Here is an 18120-nt window from a genome sequence, read left to right as displayed (position 1 = left end):
CCACCTCCCCGGAAGATCTCTCTGGGATCCTCGGTTTTGCAGTCCAGCTAATGTCCAACTTCGGCGAAGGGGGTGTCGGTCTGTTCACCTTCTTGGAGACAGTTTTTCCCCCGATCCCCAGCGAGATCATCTTGCCTCTGGCTGGATTTCTCTCGCAACAGGGCCAGATGAACTTCGCACTGATCGTCCTCACCAGCACGCTGGGCGCCTATCTCGGTGCCGTCCTCCTTTACTATCTGGGAGCAGCCTTCGGAATGGAACGATCCATCCGCTGGTTGTCACGACTTCCTCTTGTCGACCGAGACGACTTCGAGAAAGCCGCTGGATGGTTCTCCAGACACGGCAAATCAGCGATCTTCTTCGGACGATTCATCCCCGGCGTACGGAGTCTCATCTCGCTGCCTGCGGGCGCGGAGCGAATGAACCTGATGACCTTCAGCGTCTTCACCGTCGCCGGAAGCGTCCTCTGGAACCTCCTACTGATCGGCCTTGGTGCCGCGCTTGGCACGCAATATGCACTTATCGACAAGTATTCTCAATATCTCAATTACTCGGCCTACGCGGCCATTGTCGTCGTGATCGCACTGCTGATCGTCAGACGAATCCGACGAAGCCGCGGGTCAGATCACGTCGGGCGGAACGTCGAGGAGGGGTAGATGAGAGCGCCGGCATCTGGGCGTAGCGGTCTGCTGGCGGACGCGACCGAGCTCATGGATCGGCTGCTCGGGGTCGCCAACGATGTCGGGCTCATGTCTGAGCAATACGATGTCTCAGGTGCGCGTCAGGACCGGACCGGCTCGAGGCCCACAAACTTGATGCGATCCTCGCCGTAGAGGCAGGTCTGAAGGGCCAGGGACCCGCCGAGTCCGATGAGGTCCTCGGTGGTGGCCCACGTTTTGTCCGTGTGCCGGATGTCGATGACTTCATAAACCTGGCCATTACCCTCGAGTCGGATGTGCTGCCCCGACTCCCACGGCAGAAGCACGTCACCGAGACAGTTGTTGTGGGCTGCCCAGACCGGAGGCACTCCCTCCCGCTCGTAGGAAGCCATCTCGGTAAAAGTGCCATCGCACTGATCCAGCGACGGCATGCCGCCGGTGGAACCGAGTTGCACGGTCGGCAGCACGCCAAATGTCACTTCGCGCACCTCGTCAACCGCTCCCGTGATCGACGTCTTGGCCGCCCCATAGGCGTGCTCCACCGTTTGAGGCGCGGTGAGTGCGCCGATCAACAGGGCCCCCGCCGCGATGAATAGTCCGGCCACGGTCAGTCTGGCGATGTCGCGGCGGCGCGGGGCGCTCATGCGCACCCGTTCAGTGCCGCTGCGGCGTAGGGCAGGGTGACGGCGGCGCTGGCGACTGCCAGCGCGACGAGATAGGACCCGATGATCATCGCCGGGAGGGCTCCGGCGCGGCCGTCGACGGGGCGCACGAGCTGGCGGATGCGTTCGGGTCCCGTTGCGTGCAGCGCCTCGGTGAAGGACTGGTCCTGGTCGGCTGGCTGGACGCGCTCGCCGAGCTTGATCAGCGCGCTGACGAGCGCCGGGGTGCCGGCGGCGCGGCGCGCGTCGTTGTCGGCAGCGATCTCGAGGTACTGGGGCAACGCGTCCGCCGCCGCGGCAATCAGCGGAACCCACCGCAGGAATACCCCGACGGAGGCCACAAGGGACGAGACCGCGTGGTGGTGCTGGCTCAGGTGGGCGTGCTCGTGGGCCAGCACCGCGGCGAGCTCATCGTGGTCTAACACGGCCGCGGCGCCGGTGGACACGACAATGCCGCCGTGGCGGGCGGGAAAGGTGACTGCAAACGGCCGCTCGGCTGAGACCACCGACACGTCGTGTCCATGCATGCGGCGCCTTTGCGCACCGCGCAGCAGCTGGCTGGCGGCCTCGCGGGAACGCCGCCCGCGCCGCAGTATCTGGTCGGTAATCCCGACCGCGAGCGTCAGGGCAAGCAGCGCAGGCAGCGCCAGCAGCAGGACGGCCGGGATGCCCGTGTCGATCGTGGCTCCTGGGAACGGGTTGGCCGCGGCGAGGCACCGCTGACACACGGCGGCCGCATTCTGGGGCAGCAGCGTGGCCCACGACGAATGAGTCCACGACCTTCCGCGCAGCTGATCAGTACGTCATCGGCATCGACTTCGGCACCCTGTCCGGTCGGGCCGTCGTGGTGCGCGTGTCGGATGGCGCGGAGCTCCGCACCGGCCCGCACGACTATCCGCACGCGGTCATGGACACCGTTCCGGCGTCGAGCGGTGCGGTACTCCCTCCGGACTGGGCGCTGCAGGTGCCGGCCGACTACGTCGAGGTGCTCAAGGCCGCCGTAGCGTAGTGGAAATGGCAAGCGTGGTAACCAAATTTAAGCATTTTGGTGAATCGCGTTATCCGTTTTCACACCAAGCCCGTGGGGCGTCGCGGCGATGGCTTCGACTATTGACTGAGATCGAGCTTCTCCGGCCGCCGCATTTCGAGTCCCGCTACGCCCGGCTGCCGTATGACAGCGGACGCGCTAGCCGCGGGGAGCTCGCCGGATGTACCGCTTGGTCGAAAGGAGTCGTGCGCGATCTGCGGGGAAGAGTGCGTTGACGATGCCTGGCGGGGCTCCTCGCTCAACTTCGCTCGCGTGAGCCAGGATCGCGGTGTCGGCGGGTGGCGACCCAGGTACAGCGAACGTCGATCGGCTTGCCCTTCGTTCCTCCTATCGGGGATCCGCTAATGCGGCGAGCCTTGCGGCAATGGATACCCCCCAGCCACCCAACCCAGGCGCAACCATGGGCGGACTCTTCCCAGAACAGGCCAGGGTGTTTCCTGATCCGTCACGAGAGATGGGCTATGACCTGTGAGCCCAAGCTCCTCCCAGGTGTCCGCAGAAGTTTGATGCGTCGAACTCAGCATTTTGAGAAACCAAATACATGCGTAAGCATGGAAATGCTTGTGGTGGTCTGCTTAGCTTGAAACATCGAAGGGGAGTAGTTCCCACAGTCCGCAACATCGGCGGGCGTCGCGGTAGGTCGACATACTGGCGCTCAGGACGAGTGCCCGGCCTGCCACTCTGATTCTTTCGGAGCGAACGAGACCTTCGGCCATCCCCATGGCCGAGGTCTCGCGTTTTGCTTGTCCTCGGGTCACGGCCAGACCGAAGGACCAGCTATGCCCGGCCCACTTTTGAGGCGCATCATCTTGTGCCTGGCGATTGCCACACCGGCAATCACATTCCGCATTACAGGGTTCGCCCCCAACCCGGTAGTCGATTTGTTCATCTTTGGTGCCGCAGTCGTTGCAGCATCTTTCATGTTGGCGTGGGCGGCTGAAGCCGCACAGAAAGACATCTCGGGCGCTCTGGCGATCGCGATCCTTGCGCTCATCGCTGTACTACCGGAGTACGCGGTCGACTTGTATTACGCGTTCCGCTCGGGTTCGGACCCGGCATACAAGCAATTCGCGGCCGCCAACATGACCGGCTCCAACCGGCTGCTCCTGGGCTTCGGCTGGCCCTTGATCGTCTTTGTCGCGTTATTCGTCGCTCGGCGCATCGCCCGCGAGCGAGGTGCGACCGGTAAGGCATTGCCTCGAGTTCTTCAGCTGCCGGGCAACAGCCGAATGGATGTCGGGGTGCTAGCAATTGTCGCATTGCTCGCCTTCGTCATCCCGGTGATGGGCACGATCGCCATGTGGTTCGGGATCATCCTTATTGCAATCTTTGGTCTCTATTTGTGGCGGGCCAGCCGGGTGCATGACCACGGTGACGAGAAGTTCGTGGGAACAGCCGCTCACATCGCAGGGATGCCCACTATCGCGCGACGTGTCACGGTGATCAGCATGTTCGTGGTCTCCGCGGCGATCATCCTCTTCTCCGCTGAGCCGTTCGCGACCGCGCTTGTCGACTCCGGCAGTGCCCTAGGGATCGATAGCTACTTCCTGGTGCAGTGGCTGGCGCCGCTGGCATCTGAGGCGCCGGAGTTCATAGTCGCGGTCATGTTCGCGTTGCGGGGCATGGGCGCTGCCGCGATCGGCATCCTGATCGCGTCCAAGATCAACCAATGGACCCTTCTCGTGGGCTCGCTTCCGGTGGCCCACTGGCTCGGTGGTGGCGGCGGGGACCTTGCCCTCGACGCCCGCCAGGTCGAGGAGTTTGTTCTCACCGCGAGCCAGACGGTAATGGGTGTGGCGATCATCGTTGCGCTGCGATTCCACCGGTGGTCGGCGATCGCGCTGGCGGCGCTGTTTGCGGTGCAGTTCTTCGTCACAGACACAACCGGCCGCTACGTTCTCAGCGGCATTCACATCGTCATCGCGATCGTGGCGTTGGTGATTCACCGGCACGACATCCTGCCAACCCTTGCGGCACCCTTCCGGCGCAGCCCTGGGCCCGAAATCGTCGACCACGATCAACTCACGCACAACGACCGAGAGGTGAAAGCATGAACTGCCCCATTGACGGCACCGCGCTGGTGATGTCGGAACGCTCCGGCATCGAGATTGACTACTGCCCCCAATGCCGCGGGGTCTGGCTGGACCGTGGCGAGCTCGACAAGATCATCGAACGGTCTGCAGGAGTTGCAGGCCCCGGAGCAGCTGCAGGAGCCGCAAGGCCGGCGCGTTCTGACTACGACGGTCGGCATGATGATCACGGGTATGCAGGCCAGAAGCCTCGGCGCAAGGAGAACTGGCTGGGCGAGCTGTTCGGCTAGCGGCCGGGGGTAACCCAGACGGCATTGGTGACGGTGGCAGAGAGGTCAACGGTTCCGCGTTCCAGGCGCACCGTGGTCGAGTCGGCGAACGGACGATTGTTCGTGACCTCGACGTGGCTCCGACACGGATGCCGAGCTCGTCCAAGTAGCGCAGCAGTTCGGCGTCGTGGTCTGACACTCGGATGACTTGTGCGGCACTGCCAGGGGTGAGGTCGTGAAGCCTGACCCCGCTCGTCTCCGCGAGGACCCCGTCTGCGTTAGGAATGGGGTCTCCGTGCGGGTCGTGGGTGGGGTAGCCGAGGGTTCGGTCCCAGGCGTTCAGGAGCCGGTCTGAGATGGCGTGCTCAAGCACCTCGGCCTCGTCATGCACTTCATCCCAGGTGTACCCGTGAATCTGGACGAGGTAGGTCTCGATGATGCGATGCTTTCGCACCATCCCGACTGCCACTGCTCGGCCGCGGTCGCTGAGACGGGCCTGCTCGTAGGGTTCCCAATTCACGAATCCGTCGCGGGCGAGTTTGCTGAGCGCACTCGATGCTGTGGAAGCTGAAACACCCATCGCGGCTGCGAGTTCCGAAGTGGAGACTCCACCGTCGTACCACTCGCTGGCCTTCCAGATCACCTTGAGGTAGTCCTCCACCAATCGGGTAATAGGCGTCTCTCGCATGGCTCCAGATTACTGCGGCCCTTGGTTGGACTTGGGGGACCGCACGTCCGGCCTGCCAAATCTCGAAATCGGTGGCGAGATAACGAACGGTGTGGCCGAGCGTGAAGTACGCGGGACCTTCACCGGCATCCCTGCGCCGTTTCAGCTCACCGCGGCTGATCCGCAACTGAGCGCTGACCTCATCCGGGATCAGGAACAGTTCGATTGCTGGCGGCTCTTCGAGCACGCCCGGCTGCAGGTTCGTCATTGCTGGATCTCCTCTCGCTCGAGCGTGTCGACTATCATCACGCAATCGCCGTTGGGGATGACGACCGTCGTGCACACCCGGTAGCTTGAGCGGCCGTGTGCTCTCAGGTCCTCGTCGCGGGCGGCCAGCTTCGCCATTCGCCGCCCGGCCTCGTCGTCCCCGCTAGGGACGTTCGTCGTGAGCGTCGTCACGTCGACCCGGACTCTCATTGGCAGCTGTCGCATTGCAACTCGTCTATGACGGCGCTCAGCGAAATTCCCCAGTCCTGCTCATCGAAGCTCCCCGGGTCGCGGGGTTAGGTTAGCGGAAGTTTGTGCCGGTTGTCACGCGGCGGAGTTCGTTGGATTGGGCGGCGTGGTTGCGGAGTCGGTAGGAGCCGCCGTCGAGGGTGACGACGACGGATCGGTGCAGGAGCCGGTCGAGCATCGCGGCGGCGACGGTGGTGTCGCCGAGGATCTCGCCCCAGGCGCCGACGGGCCGGTTCGTGGTGATCACGATCGACGTTTTCAGGTAGCGCTGGTTGATGACTTGGAACAGTGCTGACGCGGCCTCGGCGGGCAGCGGCAGGTAGCCGAGCTCGTCGATTACGAGCAGCGTGGGGCCGGCGAAGAATCGCATCATCGTGCCCCATTTGCCCTCGATCGCGGCGCGGTGGCAGCGTGCGGCGAGGTCGGCGGCGGAGGTGAAGTAGGTGCGGTAGCCAGCCTGCACTGCGGCATGGCCGAGGCCGGTGGCGATGTGGGTTTTGCCGACCCCGGGCGGTCCGATCAGCAGCACGTTGGTCGCCGTTTCGAGGTAGCGGCAGGTGCCGAGCTCGGCGAGGAGGGACCGGTCGATGCCGGAGGCGGCGTCGAGGTCGAAGTCGTCCAGGGTGGCGCCGGTGGGCAGGTTCGCGAAGCGGAACCGCCCGGAGAGACGGCGGGCGTCGGTCGCGGTGACCTCGATCGCCAGTAGCCGCTCGAGGGTGTGGGTGAGGGTCCAGCCCTCGGCTTGGGCCTGGTCGAGGACGCGGGGCAGGGCGTCGGCGGCGTCGGCGAGCTTGAGCTCGGTAAGGTGGCCGCGCAGCTGCTGATAGACGCTCGCCGGTGTCGCCGCGGTCACGGTCGTGGCGGTCGTCTGGGCGGTGGTGAGTGGTGTGTTCATCGGAGGGTGTTCCTGTTCTTCGCGGCCGTCTCGTAGGCGGCCAGGCTGATCACGGTGGTGGGTTCGGTAATGCCGGTCAGCGCCATCGCGGCGCGGCGGGCCGCGGTGCCCGGTGGAATGCGTTCCTTCTTCCGGTGCGGCCGGCTGGGAGGCGCTGCGGCCATCGCGATGCTCTCGAGGGCGGTGACGTGTCCGCTGTCGCGGATCGTCACCCCGAGGCCGGCCTCCGCGAGCGTGTGCCGGGCGATGACGACGCCAGAGACCGTGGCGATATCGATGGTCGGTGTGCCGAGGCGCTGGTGGACGACGACGCGGGCCGCGGCCAGTTCCGGCGGGACCGAGTACCGGTTTCCGCGCCAATCGATCAACGCCTGCCGTGTTGCGGTGCGCTGCTCCGTCACGACGACCGGGAACAGCGTCGGCGGCAACGGTTGGAGGCGTTCGGCGGCGAACATGACAGCGGCCGTCGTGGAGCCATCGCGGCCCTCGCGGCGCCGGCCGTCCTGGCCTCTGGAGAACGCGGTCAGGCGTTGCTGTGCCTGCTCGAGGGTGACCTCGTCCGGGAGGTTGCGCCACCAGCGTTGCGCGGCGGTGTGGTTGTTCTTCTCGACCACGCCCTTGCGGTTGCCCGACCGGGGCCGACAGGCGACGACGGTGACGGCGTGGTGCTTGGAGAACGCGGCGAACATCGGCGTCAGATCACTCGTCCCGGCCTTGAGCACGGTGCTCATTCGGTCGAACCGCCAGGACTTCGTCACCCCACCGAGCAGGCTCAGCAGCACCGTCATCGCCGCGAGCAGGTGGGGCAGGTCCATCGACGGGGAAATCACCGCCCGCCAAACCCCCGAGTGCGCGAGCGAGCCGACGAGCACGTAGGCGCGTTTGGTCGGGAACGCCCAGCCGGCTGGCGCGTCGGGCAGCTCGACCCAGTCGAACTGGGTCTCCTCGCCCGGCGGGTGCTCGATGATCGCGTTAGGCCGCTTGGTCACATGCGCGCAGGCGGTGCAAGCGGGACGCAAGCTCCGGTCCCGGATCTGGCGGGTTAGGGTCTGATACGACCCTTCGAAGCCCAGCGGGACGAGCTCGTCCAGCAGCGTCGCCGCCCAGAGATGCGGGTCCTCCTTCAGCCGGGCGGTGACGTAATCGATGAAGGCGTCGAACGGGTCCGGCGCGGCTCGTTGACGCACCCCCGGAGTACGTTCGCCGGCCAGATAAGCACGGATTGTCTTGCGGTCGTGATCGGTGCGGCGGGCGATCTCACTGATCGTCATCCCTTGCCGTTTGAGCGCGTGGATGTCCACGTCGTCCTCCTCTGAAAGCATAGGAGTAGGGCCCTTCTCGAGCGGGTGTGTGGTCGAAGACCATCAGCATCGAGGAGGGCCCGCTTCTATGTGCGGAAGCGACCCGGAGTGGGGAATTTCAGTGAGCAGAACTGGGGAATTTCAGTGAGCGCCGTCATCTATGGGGTCGAAGTGCGAATCGTGCTCGGTGAGAAGTCGCTTGAGCGCTGCGCACGCGCCCAACCGTCGAGCACGCGTTCGAGCAAAGCGTCAGGATTGTGGGCATCGCTGGCAACTGGAAAGTGCGCGACATTCCCTGATCCATCCGGCGAATCACGCCTTCTCATCGATTGCAAGTTTTGCATTCCGATTGCAGTTTATGAATCCACGACGGAGAAATCCCTGATCAGGTGCGATTGAGCGAGCGGAATCGGCCACAGAATGTTGGCACTGCAGAGTCCCGATCGAACGGAACTGAGTCCGAGAAAGCCCTGGTCAGACCGATAATCGGGGAGGGGCCGAAGTCTTATCCGCTTTTACCCTGATTGCACATTCCGCAAATAGAGCAACTACCACTTGACATAACGGCGGATATCCGTCGTCGAGGGAACTCTTCGGATAATGCTCAAATATAGGATTGAGATAAATGTTTTAGCGAGCACCCTCAAAAGTAGTCAACGGATCCGCCATAGTTTCAATTAGGCCGCCCGTACGAATGATGAAGATCTCTTGGAAAATGCTATTCTTGAGAAAGCACCACCTGCGACAATTCTGTGCGCGCTATGCTCTTGTGCTTGCCGAGTTGCGGCCCGAGTATCCGGGTCACTGGGCAGCGTTGGCTGGTGTCGCCGAAGGGTCCTCATTAATTTGATTCGCAATGTCGCGGGAGCACGCGGTTTATGATTCTTGGCGTCGCCCTAACCACCCCACCGTTTACCCATCGCAATCTTCCGTAACCGACCGCGGTGAACCCGTTACACTCGGATCAGGCCAACCGCCTGCATCCCCTACAACTAAAGGGAACTCGGCGGTTTCCGAGACATCAGGGAACAACCGCTGACCAAGGGATTGATCCAGAGGTCGCACGTTCAAATCCTGTCCCCGCGACAACAATAAGTCCCGGAAACCGCAAGGTTTCCGGGACTTTGAGGGTTAACGCACGTGTAGCACCTACAGAAAACCTGTAGAAAACCTCTGCGCGAACTGGCTGGCCTCGTTATTGGTGACCTGCACGAGACCGAGCATCAGTGTGCGATCCGCACAGGACTGCAATACGGCTCTGCGACTGGCGCCTCGACGCTCTCGTCGTCCTCCTGCCGCGTCCACAAACCACCCAGCGAGCCCGCACGTGATTCACAAGCGCCCGTTACGTCGCCACCATCGGGCATTTCCCCTTGATAGGGTCCTGCACCCGTGGCTCGCTTCGTTAGTCGGGCGAGTCCTGCGGCGGAGGCGCTAACGCTCGCGCAGCGCGGGGCTCGCGTCGGCGACCCGACGCTCCAAGCTCTCTAGCAGCAGCTCCAATCCGTAGTCGAACTCGTCCGCGAACGCGTAACCGCCATCGCCCAGCAACTCGGCGAGCGAGCGCGCGAGGTGTGGATACAGCTCCGCCGCAGGCGCCACCGTGGCGGCGAACGCCGCCTCGGCGCCGTCCCCAGGTTGGAACGGCAGGCTCGACTCGGTCAGCGCGAACCCATACACGTAGGCGTCGATCGCAGAGAACGCATGTGTCGCAAGCGCGGCGCTGAAGCCTGACATCATCAGCACGCCAAGCAGCCGGTCGTGATGCTTCAGCAGCGCCGGGCCCGGGTTAGGGCGCGATTCCATCATGCCGAGCGCCCACGGGTGAGCGGTGAGCACCGATCGTGCCGATCGTGCCCGGCCGGTCAGCGCCTCGCGCCAGGTGTCGCCGACCTCGGGCAGCTCGATCCTCTCGAACACCCAATCGGCGAGGTCGTCGAGCAGCGCCTCCTTGCTTGGGACGTGATGGTAGAGCGACATCGCCTCAACGCCGAGCACTTTCGCGACACTGCGCATGCTCACGGCGGCAACACCCGCGCGGTCGGCTACCTCCGCTGCCGCGCCAATGATCCTCTCCCTGCTCAGCGGTGTGCGCGGCGTCATTCCCCCATCCTTGCGCACTTACGCTTGTAAGGCTACGCTGGCGATCAGTCCTTACAACCGTAAGTTCTATCTGAAAACCTGAGAGGTCCGCCATGTCCAGAACCAGCACCATCGGCACGAACACCCCGAACCTGCTCGACAACCCGCCGATCCCGGTGCAGTCCAAGCTCGCCGCCGCATGGACCAGCTTCATGTTCCTTTACATCTACATCGACTACTTCCACCTCTACAAGCCCGGCGTGATCGACGACCTCCGCGCCGGCGTCACCTTCGAGTTCGACATCAGCCCGACGTTGATGACCATTTTTGTCGCGCTCATAGCAATCCCGGCCCTGATGGTGTGGCTCTCCATGACGCTGCCGGCCCGCGTGAACCGCGCCACGAACCTCGTCGTTGGATCGCTCTACATCGCCGTCTCGGCGTTCAACGCGGTAGGGGAGTCCTGGGACTGGTCCTGGTTCTACGGCCTCTCCATCGGACTAGAGGTGCTGCTCCTGGCCTTCATCCTGCGCTCCGCCTGGACATGGCCTCGAACCCCCGCTGTCCCAGCCGGTCCCGCGACGACCGACCTTCGACAGTCCGTGTAAACGCGCCTCGGAAAGTCCTGCGGCGTGAAGCCCGCCGCCGCGGACACCGGGCCGACCGTGACCAGCTCAGTCGCGGTAAGCGCAGAGAACCTGCTCACGAACGGTCCGGTGTCCGCGCGGGGGCTCACTGGCCGGTGGACAACGCACGTGAGGGGGACCCTGCTGCCGGCAACTGGGCTGCTGCGTGAATTTCGGACAGCGCGTGGCGCCGACGAACTTGATTCCGGGGCGATCTGCGGTGAAGTCGCGCTTCACGAGGTCGGGCATCGACGCTTACGCAAGGTCTCGGCGCCGACAGCGTAGGCTGCGGCCGCTTACTTGATCGGCTTCGAGGTGGCAATCACCGCCCGGCACAACCCGTCCTTGAACTCCTGGCTAACCGGTCGTCGTGATGCGGCCATCCTGCGATCTCACTCCGAGTCAGTTGCACTTCGCCGAGAATGTCGCTCGAGGTGGCGCTCATGAGTTGGCTTCCGGCATCGATTCGCTGACCGTCCCGCCGCGGGACTGTGTCGCGGGCCCCGGGCGGGGTGCCGCCGAGCCTGTGGGCGGAGCGGCGGGTAGGCGAAGTCGCTTCAAAAGGAGCGCGTTGACTGCCACGATCACGCTCGAGCCCGACATCGAGATCGCGGCGATCTCGGGACTGAGCATGATCCCGAATGCCGGGTAGAACACACCGGCAGCGATCGGCAGCGCGACCGCGTTGTACCCGATAGCCCAGCCGAGGTTCTGGCGCATCTTGCGCACCGTGCCCTTTCCGATGCGGAGCGCGATGGGTACGTCGAGCGGATCGGATCGCATGAGCACGACGTCGGCGGTCTCGATGGCGACATCGGTGCCGGCTCCGATCGCAATTCCGAGGTCGGCCTGCGCCAGTGCGGGTGCGTCGTTCACACCGTCGCCGACCATCGCGACCTTCTTGCCAGCCCTCTGCAGTTCGGCGATCTTCGCCGACTTATCCTCGGGGAGGACCTCGGCGATGATCGTGTCGATACCGAGCTGCTGCCCGATGCGCGCAGCGGTCGGGGCGTTGTCGCCGGTGAGCATCACCACCTCTATCCCCATCTCGTGCATCGCGGTGATCGCGGCTGCCGCTGTCTCCCGGGCGGCATCGGCGAGAGCGATGATGCCGACGGCCGTGCCGTCGACGGCCACGATGATGGCGGTGCGGCCGGTGCTCGCAAGTGCCTGTTGCTCCGCGCTGACGGCTGAGGAGTCGACGCCCTCCGCATCCATCAGACGCGTGTTGCCGAGCAGGACCCGGTGGCCCTCGACCGTCGAGACGGCGCCTTGGCCGGTGATATTGCGGAACGACTCTGCCGAGAGCTTGCGTGCACCACGCTGTTCGGCGTAGGCAACGATCGCCTTGGCAAGTGGATGTTCCGACTCGCGCTCGGCTGCAGCGGCGAGTGCGAGCAGCTCGAGCTTGTCGTAGCCGATCGGGATGTAGTCGGTGACCTCCGGTTCGCCCCTCGTGAGCGTGCCTGTCTTGTCGAGCACGACCGTGTCGATGCTCGCCCCCGACTCGATGGCTGATGCGTTCTTGAACAGCACGCCCCGCTTCGCACCGAGTCCGGTGCCGACCATGATCGCGGTCGGGGTCGCCAGCCCGAGTGCGTCGGGGCACGTGATCACCACGACCGTGATCGCAAAGAGAAGTGCCGACTGGAATGTCGCCCCAACAAGGAGCCACACCACGAACACGAGGGTGCCGCCGATGAGTGCGACCAGCACCAACCAGAATGCAGCTCGGTCGGCGAGGCGCTGCCCGGGCGCCTTGGAGTTCTGCGCCTCCTGCACGAGCGCGACGATCTGCGCCAGAGCGGTGTCGGCGCCAACCTTCGTGGCGCGCACCCGAAGCGTGCCCGTGGTGTTCACGGTCGCGCCGATGACCTCGGACCCCGGCTGCTTGACGACGGGGAGGCTCTCGCCGGTCACCATTGACTCGTCGATCTCCGAGTCGCCGTCTTCGACGACACCGTCAGTGGGAACCTTTGCACCGGGACGCACGAGCATCAGGTCGCCAGGGACGACCTCCGATGTGGACACCTCGACGGATTCACCATCACGGATCACGACCGCGCGCGGTGGCGCCAGCTCCAGCAACGTGCGGATGGCATCGTTCGCACCACCACGGGCTCTCATCTCAACCCAATGCCCGAGCAGCACGAACGCGGCGAGCACAGTCGCAGCCTCGTAGAACACCTCGCCACCGCCGGTCAGCGTGATCACCACGCTGTACACCCAGCCGGCGCCGATACCCACTGCGACAAGCACCATCATGTCGAGCGTTCGCGCCTTGAGCGCCCGGTAGGCGCCGTCAAAGAAGATCCAGGCCGAGTAGAAGATCACAGGCAGCGAGAGGATGAGCGAGAAAACGTCGTCCCTGAGTCCAAACGGTGTGGGAACTGAGAATCCGAACACGTCCCGACCGATGGGGGACCACAACACGATCGGGATGGACAGGATCGCGGCGACGAGGAAGCGATTGCGCATATCGCGAACCATCACATCCATGCTCGCAGCGCCGCCATGACCACCGTGACCCATCATATCCTGAGCCGTGCGTGGGGCGTGATCATGCGCTGGCCCGGCAGCCTCAGGGGGAGCGGTCAAATCCTGAGCGCCTATTGCGCCGTGCCCGTGTTCACTATGCAGGTGCTCCGACGGCGTCCCCGGGACCGGTTCCGCCAATGCCAGACCAGGTCCTGTGTGCACCTCGGCAGAATGCTTCGTGTGGTCAATCGCCCCATTGTTGTCCTCATCGCGACCGGGGCCGGTGAACGCACTCATCCGGTTGGCTGGCTCCTCCATGGGATCGCAGATGTGGCCCGGGACAGATTGCCCGGCGCAATGGAAGCCGCAATCCTCGATCCATCCGCGCAATTGCCCGACATTGGTCGCGTGGGGATCGTACGTCACGTTCGCTGTCTGTGAGACGGGATTCGCCTCCACGCTGATTACACCGGGCCGACGTCGGAGGGTGGACTCCGCGATGGCCTTCGATGACGCCCAGTGAACGCCCGAGATTTCGAGTACGACCGATTGTCTGTTATTCATGGGCGATGTGTCCCTTCGTGATGTGTCGACTGACGAGCATGAGGGTAGTTACGGGTGTAGTTGAGTGGGCGTTCGGGGCGAAGTCAGCGGAATCGAGACGTTAGCGTCGCGCGCACCACCCAATGCATCGATCATCACGTCGAACAGATCGATAGGGACGGAGGCCGTACCGGATTCGTGCGGCAGGGTTCTCCGACGGGCACACCGGGCAGATCCAGGTGGCGTCCGAATCAGGTCCGACTGATCGAAAGCAGTACGAGGTCAGGTGCGAGATGCATCGAGCGCGATTCTGGGCGGGCGAGATCTTGACGGAGGGGCCGGAGGCGGTGTGTTGGACGGGACATAAGTGAGAAGCCCGCAAACAAGCCCACAGTGAGGAGCGCCAGCATGCACAGCATGAGGCCAGACACGTGGTCATGCTCACAGGGTCCGCTGCATTCCAGTGCTCCGAGCGCGCTCCAAGGCGCCAGCGTTGCGGCGCTCGCCGCGGCAGTCAGCGGCTCACCCGCCGAGTGGGACACTGCCGCTTGCGAAATGTCGCTCGCGGCGTCGTGAGTGTTCGCGATCGAGTGCATCATGAGGATGCCGAGCAGCAAGGCCCCCACCCCGAGTAGCGCGACAAGGATTCGCCGGGTTCGGTGCCCGCCGGGTGCGGCGAGACGGCTGACATCGGAAATCGTGATCGCGTTCACCTCCCATGCACTGGCACCCTCACGATACCGCCGCGAAGCCGCACGCGTCTCCCCGTCAACTTCCAGATAAATTCAGTTCAGACCGCCGCCGAGGCCACTGTGCCGTCGTGGGAGGGTTCACGGAGCACTGCGACCTGGTAGCTGTCGCCCTTATCCAGGAGTCGATCGAGTAGCCCGCGATCTTGTTCGACCACACGTCCTTGATCGCGCAGAGGTAGATTTTGCCTTCAAGCGCTGCGATGGTCGGTGATGTCGGTCAACCACCGCTCGTTCGGGCCTGCCGCGGCGGGGTTCCGCTGGACGTGGTCGTCGTGCACGGGCGGACCGGCCTTGCCACTCAGGACGCGTTTCTTCGCAAACACGGACCAGAGCCGCTGCATCATCCCAGTCTCGTTGCGCGATCGGGTTTCGGAGCCACTGGTAGAAGGCGTGCTTGGAGAATTTCAATACCCGGTAGGTCACCGTGACGGGGCCCAGCAGCCGGATCCGTTTCCTCGCCTCCCGCAACTCGACCGACTCCTTCTCGGTCACCCCTGATCCTTTCACCAGAAAGAATGCGGCGAGAAACCCGGGGACGATTCAAAATGGCTTCCCCACAGCCGCGACTGCGGCAGACTGTAACGACACGAGCTCGGCCCTGTCTCGGCAGTAGTGGGTCCATTCTCGATCGGCGCCAGCGACGAAACCTGTGGAGAGATCATGAACAAATACGTAGTCACGAATCCCGCTACCGGGGCGACCGGGCCAGCCTTTGCTCTGGCAACGGATGCCGAGGTCACCGACGCCATCGGTGCCGCAGACCGTGCACACAGCGAATTCTCTCGCCGCACCTCGGTGGCCGACCGCGCAGCACTGATGCAGCGTGTCGCGGACCTGCACTCCGAGCGCCGGGATCACCTGGCCGACCTCATCGTGCGTGAGATGGGCAAGCCGCTCGACCAGGCACTCGGCGAGGTCGACTTCTCAGCCGACATCTACTCGTACTACGCCACCAACGGCGAGGCCTTCCTCGCCGACGAACCGATCGAGCTGCTCGGCGGTGAGGGCTCGGCGTTCATGCGCAACGCCTCACTGGGCGTACTCCTCGGCATCATGCCCTGGAACTTTCCGTACTACCAGGTCGCCCGCTTCGCCGGTCCGAACCTGGTGCTCGGCAACACGATCCTGCTCAAGCACGCCTCGCAGTGCCCCGAATCCGCCGCCGCCATCGAGGAGATTTTTGCGGATGCCGGCTTCCCCGCAGGCGCCTACCGCAACCTCTACGCGTCGAACGCCCAGATCGCGGACATCATCGCGGATCCCCGCGTGTGCGGCGTTTCGCTGACGGGTTCGGAGGGTGCGGGGGCCGCGGTCGCCGAGGTCGCCGGCCGCAACCTCAAGAAGGTCGTACTCGAACTGGGCGGATCAGACCCGTTCATCCTGCTCAGCACCGACAACCTCGAGGAAGCCGTCGACGCCGCTGTCGCCGCTCGCATCGACAACTCCGGCCAGGCCTGCAACGCAGCCAAGCGATTCATCGTGATCGACGGTCTGTTCGACGCATTCGTTGAACTCTTCACGGAGAAGATCGGCGGAACTCTTCCGGCGGACCCCACCTCGCCGGACACGACGCTGGGCCCGCTCTCATCCCTCGGCGCGGCCGACACCCTCGAGGAGCAGCTCCACCGCGCCGAAGCACAGGGGGCGACCGTTGTCGTACGCGGGCGCCGCGACGGCGCCTTCTTCTCTCCGTCGGTGCTCACCGATGTATCCCCGCAGAGTGACGCCTACCGGGAGGAGTTCTTCGGTCCGGTCGCCGCCATCTACCGTGTGGAGAGCGAGACCGAGGCAGTGCAGGTGGCGAACGACATCCCGTATGGCCTCGGTTCCTACCTCTTCACGACGGATGCGGAGCAGGCCCTGCGCGTCGCCGATCTGATCGAGGCGGGGATGGTCTTCATCAACGGCTCGCTCCTCGACAGCCCTGAGCTGCCCTTTGGCGGTGTGAAGCGGTCCGGCTTTGGCCGCGAGTTGGGTCGCTTCGGCATCGCGGAGTTCGCCAACAAGAAGCTCATTCGCATCCTCAAGTAACGCGCAGTGGTGAGCCAGCCGTCTGCTGGCGGGCCCCGGACGGCGCACCACCGCTGCCGGTGACGCGGGAGCCAGTCCGAGGCCAGCCCGGAATTTCCCTCGCGATGGCCTGTTGTCCTTAAGAGCATTGTGGCGGTGGTCGGGACAGTCCGGCCGCCGTCATCCCGCCGCAATCACAGGGAGATCGCTCATGGACCTCAATCATCGTGATCTCAGCAATCGACGCGGAATCATCACGGGCGCCGGCCAGGGCATCGGCCGGGCCCTCGCGCTCGAATTCGGTCGACGCGGAGGTCACCTGCTGCTGGTCGGCCGTCAGCTTGCCACGCTCGCGGAAACCGCTCGGCTCGTTGCAGCTGAGGGCGGAACGACCGAGATCCTGGTCGACGACCTCACCCGGCCCGGCGCAGTGGACCGGATCGCTCAGGCGGTCGCGTCGTGGAGTGCCGTTGATCTTCTCGTCAACAACGCCGGCAATGTGCGTGCCGGCCGGCTCGAGCTGATCTCCGATGCGGATGTCCATGCAATGATCGACCTAAATCTCACCGCCCCGATCATGCTGACCAGGGCCCTGCTTCCTGCCCTTCGGCAGAGCGGTGAGGCACGCGGCAGCATCCTCTTGAATGTTGCCAGCGGGATTGCGCTCGTCGGAATGCCGTTCTACTCGGTCTACGCGGCAACAAAATCGGGCCTTGCGCAGTTCGGCGAATCGCTTCGCCGCGAATTGACCGGAACCGGCGTGCATGTTGCGACCGTCTATCCCGGCGCGACTGACACGGCGATGATGACGTCGCAGAACGCCGGTGCCGACCTCGGGTGGGAGCGTCGATCGCTCGATGACGTCATCGCCGACCTGATTGCTGCCCTGGAGGCTGGCGAGCATGAAATAAACACCGCACCGGAAGGCCGTCGGGCGATGCAGCAGCTCAATTTGACCGACCCGATGGCCGTAGATGCCGCAATCGCGCCCGCCTCGAGGCGCTCGAACTCGCTGTTCGCGACCACCGCAGCATCTAGAGGGAGTCGCCGCAGGCTGCGGTTCAGGCCACACCTTGTCAGGGAGAAGTCTGAGCACCGTTCGCGCGGCGCAGGAGCGCGATGGCGGCGGCGGCCTGCCAGACGACGAAGCCCTCGACGACGAGCGACAGCAGACCGAGAGGCTCGAGCCAGTTGCCGATGTCGTCGGTCGCGCCGGGCATTCCGACCGTGCGGTTGACGACGAAGGCGAGCAGGATGGCGAGGCCGAGGCCGATCGCGGCGAGGTAGTCGATGAGAATCCCGTGGCGAAAGATGCGCTCCATGATGACGAACGATGCCACGATGAGCAGGACGTACGCGACCGCAAGGTACGGCACCTCCTGCACCTTGCTGGGCAGGTCGAGCACGTGGATCGCCGCTGTAACAGCCAGCGCGAGCCCGACTGCGATCCGGCGGGCGTCGAGCGTCGAGGCCTCCGCGACTCGGGGGGAAGCCTGGCGGCTGGGGGTTGTCGTGGTGGCCATGGGAGTCTCCGCTCTGGAGCGCACGCGCGCTCACACGCCGAGATTAGGGCACACGAGAT

General features: G+C 64.5%; 13 protein-coding genes and 5 pseudogenes. 8 read left to right on the top strand and 10 right to left on the bottom strand.

Translation table 11 applies throughout. The features are described from left to right. Positions 1–50: 50 nt before the first annotated feature. Positions 51–656 carry a DedA family protein gene (locus ABIB15_RS06535; RefSeq protein ID WP_354476269.1) on the top strand — a complete coding sequence of 202 codons (606 nt, stop codon included), beginning with the start codon at positions 51–53 and terminating at the stop codon, positions 654–656. 125 nt (positions 657–781) lie between these two features. Here the strand turns inward: ABIB15_RS06535 and ABIB15_RS06530 are convergent, their stop codons facing one another. Together ABIB15_RS06530 and ABIB15_RS06525 are read right to left on the bottom strand one after the other, a co-directional pair. Next, complete coding sequence (locus ABIB15_RS06530) at positions 782–1303, bottom strand: hypothetical protein (RefSeq protein ID WP_354476185.1); 522 nt, start codon at positions 1301–1303, stop codon at positions 782–784. Beyond that, positions 1300–2049 carry a M56 family metallopeptidase gene (locus ABIB15_RS06525; protein ID WP_354476184.1) on the bottom strand — a complete coding sequence of 250 codons (750 nt, stop codon included), beginning with the start codon at positions 2047–2049 and terminating at the stop codon, positions 1300–1302. The genes ABIB15_RS06530 and ABIB15_RS06525 overlap by 4 nt, the downstream gene beginning before the upstream one ends. Before the next feature lie 77 nt (positions 2050–2126). Between ABIB15_RS06525 and ABIB15_RS06520 the strand changes: the two are divergent. From ABIB15_RS06520 to ABIB15_RS06510, 3 genes and pseudogenes are all read left to right on the top strand, one after another. After that, positions 2127–2324: pseudogene (locus tag ABIB15_RS06520) on the top strand (ribulokinase); the annotation flags it as partial. Positions 2325–3148: 824 nt separating this feature from the next. After that, positions 3149–4423, top strand: coding sequence for a calcium:cation antiporter family protein (locus ABIB15_RS06515; RefSeq protein ID WP_354476183.1), 1275 nt, complete (start codon positions 3149–3151; stop codon positions 4421–4423). Continuing rightward, on the top strand, positions 4420–4689 hold the full coding sequence (locus ABIB15_RS06510; protein ID WP_354476182.1) for a TFIIB-type zinc ribbon-containing protein: 270 nt from the start codon (positions 4420–4422) through the stop codon (positions 4687–4689). The genes ABIB15_RS06515 and ABIB15_RS06510 overlap by 4 nt, the downstream gene beginning before the upstream one ends. 166 nt (positions 4690–4855) lie before the next feature. Here ABIB15_RS06510 and ABIB15_RS06505 read toward each other — a convergent pair. Further along, positions 4856–5356: pseudogene (locus tag ABIB15_RS06505) on the bottom strand (metal-dependent transcriptional regulator); the annotation flags it as partial. On the opposite strand from ABIB15_RS06505, the gene ABIB15_RS06500 reads away from it, so the two are divergent. Continuing rightward, positions 5355–5687 (top strand): hypothetical protein, encoded by a 333-nt coding sequence (locus ABIB15_RS06500; protein ID WP_354476181.1) that lies wholly within the window; start codon positions 5355–5357, stop codon positions 5685–5687. The pseudogene ABIB15_RS06505 and the gene ABIB15_RS06500 overlap by 2 nt on opposite strands. Positions 5688–5903: 216 nt before the next feature. Here the strand turns inward: ABIB15_RS06500 and istB are convergent, their stop codons facing one another. The 3 genes from istB to ABIB15_RS06485 all read right to left on the bottom strand — a co-directional run bounded on the left by istB (position 5904) and on the right by ABIB15_RS06485 (position 10150). Beyond that, on the bottom strand, positions 5904–6746 hold the full coding sequence (gene istB, locus ABIB15_RS06495; protein ID WP_354476180.1) for an IS21-like element helper ATPase IstB: 843 nt from the start codon (positions 6744–6746) through the stop codon (positions 5904–5906). Further along, entirely contained in the window at positions 6743–8047 is a 1305-nt protein-coding gene (istA, locus tag ABIB15_RS06490; protein WP_354476179.1) for an IS21 family transposase, read from the bottom strand. Before istA ends, istB begins: the two co-directional genes overlap by 4 nt. A 1434-nt stretch (positions 8048–9481) precedes the next feature. Further along, positions 9482–10150: a TetR/AcrR family transcriptional regulator gene (locus tag ABIB15_RS06485; protein ID WP_354476178.1), complete on the bottom strand. Its 669-nt coding sequence runs from the start codon at positions 10148–10150 to the stop codon at positions 9482–9484. A gap of 92 nt (positions 10151–10242) precedes the next feature. Between ABIB15_RS06485 and ABIB15_RS06480 the strand changes: the two genes are divergently transcribed. After that, entirely contained in the window at positions 10243–10737 is a 495-nt protein-coding gene (locus ABIB15_RS06480; protein WP_354476177.1) for a DUF6326 family protein, read from the top strand. Between the two features lie 459 nt (positions 10738–11196). On the opposite strand, the gene ABIB15_RS06475 is transcribed toward ABIB15_RS06480, so the two are convergent. The 3 genes and pseudogenes from ABIB15_RS06475 to ABIB15_RS06465 all read right to left on the bottom strand — a co-directional run. Next, positions 11197–13245: a heavy metal translocating P-type ATPase gene (locus ABIB15_RS06475; protein ID WP_354476267.1), complete on the bottom strand. Its 2049-nt coding sequence runs from the start codon at positions 13243–13245 to the stop codon at positions 11197–11199. Between the two features lie 405 nt (positions 13246–13650). Continuing rightward, positions 13651–13797: pseudogene (locus tag ABIB15_RS06470) on the bottom strand (cation transporter); the annotation flags it as partial. 834 nt (positions 13798–14631) lie between these two features. After that, positions 14632–14960 (bottom strand): annotated as a pseudogene (locus ABIB15_RS06465) (IS3 family transposase); the annotation flags it as partial. Positions 14961–15188: 228 nt separating this feature from the next. On the opposite strand from ABIB15_RS06465, the gene ABIB15_RS06460 reads away from it, so the two are divergent. Both ABIB15_RS06460 and ABIB15_RS06455 read left to right on the top strand, forming a co-directional pair. Further along, on the top strand, positions 15189–16559 hold the full coding sequence (locus ABIB15_RS06460; protein ID WP_354476176.1) for an NAD-dependent succinate-semialdehyde dehydrogenase: 1371 nt from the start codon (positions 15189–15191) through the stop codon (positions 16557–16559). A 190-nt stretch (positions 16560–16749) separates the two neighbouring features. Next, positions 16750–17301: pseudogene (locus ABIB15_RS06455) on the top strand (SDR family NAD(P)-dependent oxidoreductase); the annotation flags it as partial. Positions 17302–17614: 313 nt separating this feature from the next. Here the strand turns inward: ABIB15_RS06455 and ABIB15_RS06450 are convergent. Further along, on the bottom strand, positions 17615–18061 hold the full coding sequence (locus ABIB15_RS06450; RefSeq protein WP_354476175.1) for a hypothetical protein: 447 nt from the start codon (positions 18059–18061) through the stop codon (positions 17615–17617). Positions 18062–18120: the final 59 nt, after the last annotated feature.

Source organism: Marisediminicola sp. UYEF4 (assembly GCF_040546025.1).
Lineage (GTDB): Bacteria > Actinomycetota > Actinomycetes > Actinomycetales > Microbacteriaceae > Marisediminicola.
This window is presented reverse-complemented; position numbering and strand designations above follow the sequence as displayed.

Excerpts from the sequence above, each read along its gene's own strand:
- ABIB15_RS06535 (WP_354476269.1), top strand. The coding sequence starts at position 51 with ATGTCCAACTTCGGCGAAGGGGGTGTCGGTCTGTTCACCTTCTTGGAG.
- ABIB15_RS06530 (WP_354476185.1), bottom strand. The coding sequence starts at position 1,303 with ATGAGCGCCCCGCGCCGCCGCGACATCGCCAGACTGACCGTGGCCGGA.
- ABIB15_RS06515 (WP_354476183.1), top strand. The coding sequence starts at position 3,149 with ATGCCCGGCCCACTTTTGAGGCGCATCATCTTGTGCCTGGCGATTGCC.
- ABIB15_RS06510 (WP_354476182.1), top strand. The coding sequence starts at position 4,420 with ATGAACTGCCCCATTGACGGCACCGCGCTGGTGATGTCGGAACGCTCC.
- ABIB15_RS06500 (WP_354476181.1), top strand. The coding sequence starts at position 5,355 with ATGGCTCCAGATTACTGCGGCCCTTGGTTGGACTTGGGGGACCGCACG.
- istB (WP_354476180.1), bottom strand. The coding sequence starts at position 6,746 with ATGAACACACCACTCACCACCGCCCAGACGACCGCCACGACCGTGACC.
- ABIB15_RS06485 (WP_354476178.1), bottom strand. The coding sequence starts at position 10,150 with ATGACGCCGCGCACACCGCTGAGCAGGGAGAGGATCATTGGCGCGGCA.
- ABIB15_RS06480 (WP_354476177.1), top strand. The coding sequence starts at position 10,243 with ATGTCCAGAACCAGCACCATCGGCACGAACACCCCGAACCTGCTCGAC.
- ABIB15_RS06475 (WP_354476267.1), bottom strand. The coding sequence starts at position 13,245 with ATGGTTCGCGATATGCGCAATCGCTTCCTCGTCGCCGCGATCCTGTCC.
- ABIB15_RS06460 (WP_354476176.1), top strand. The coding sequence starts at position 15,189 with ATGAACAAATACGTAGTCACGAATCCCGCTACCGGGGCGACCGGGCCA.
- ABIB15_RS06450 (WP_354476175.1), bottom strand. The coding sequence starts at position 18,061 with ATGGCCACCACGACAACCCCCAGCCGCCAGGCTTCCCCCCGAGTCGCG.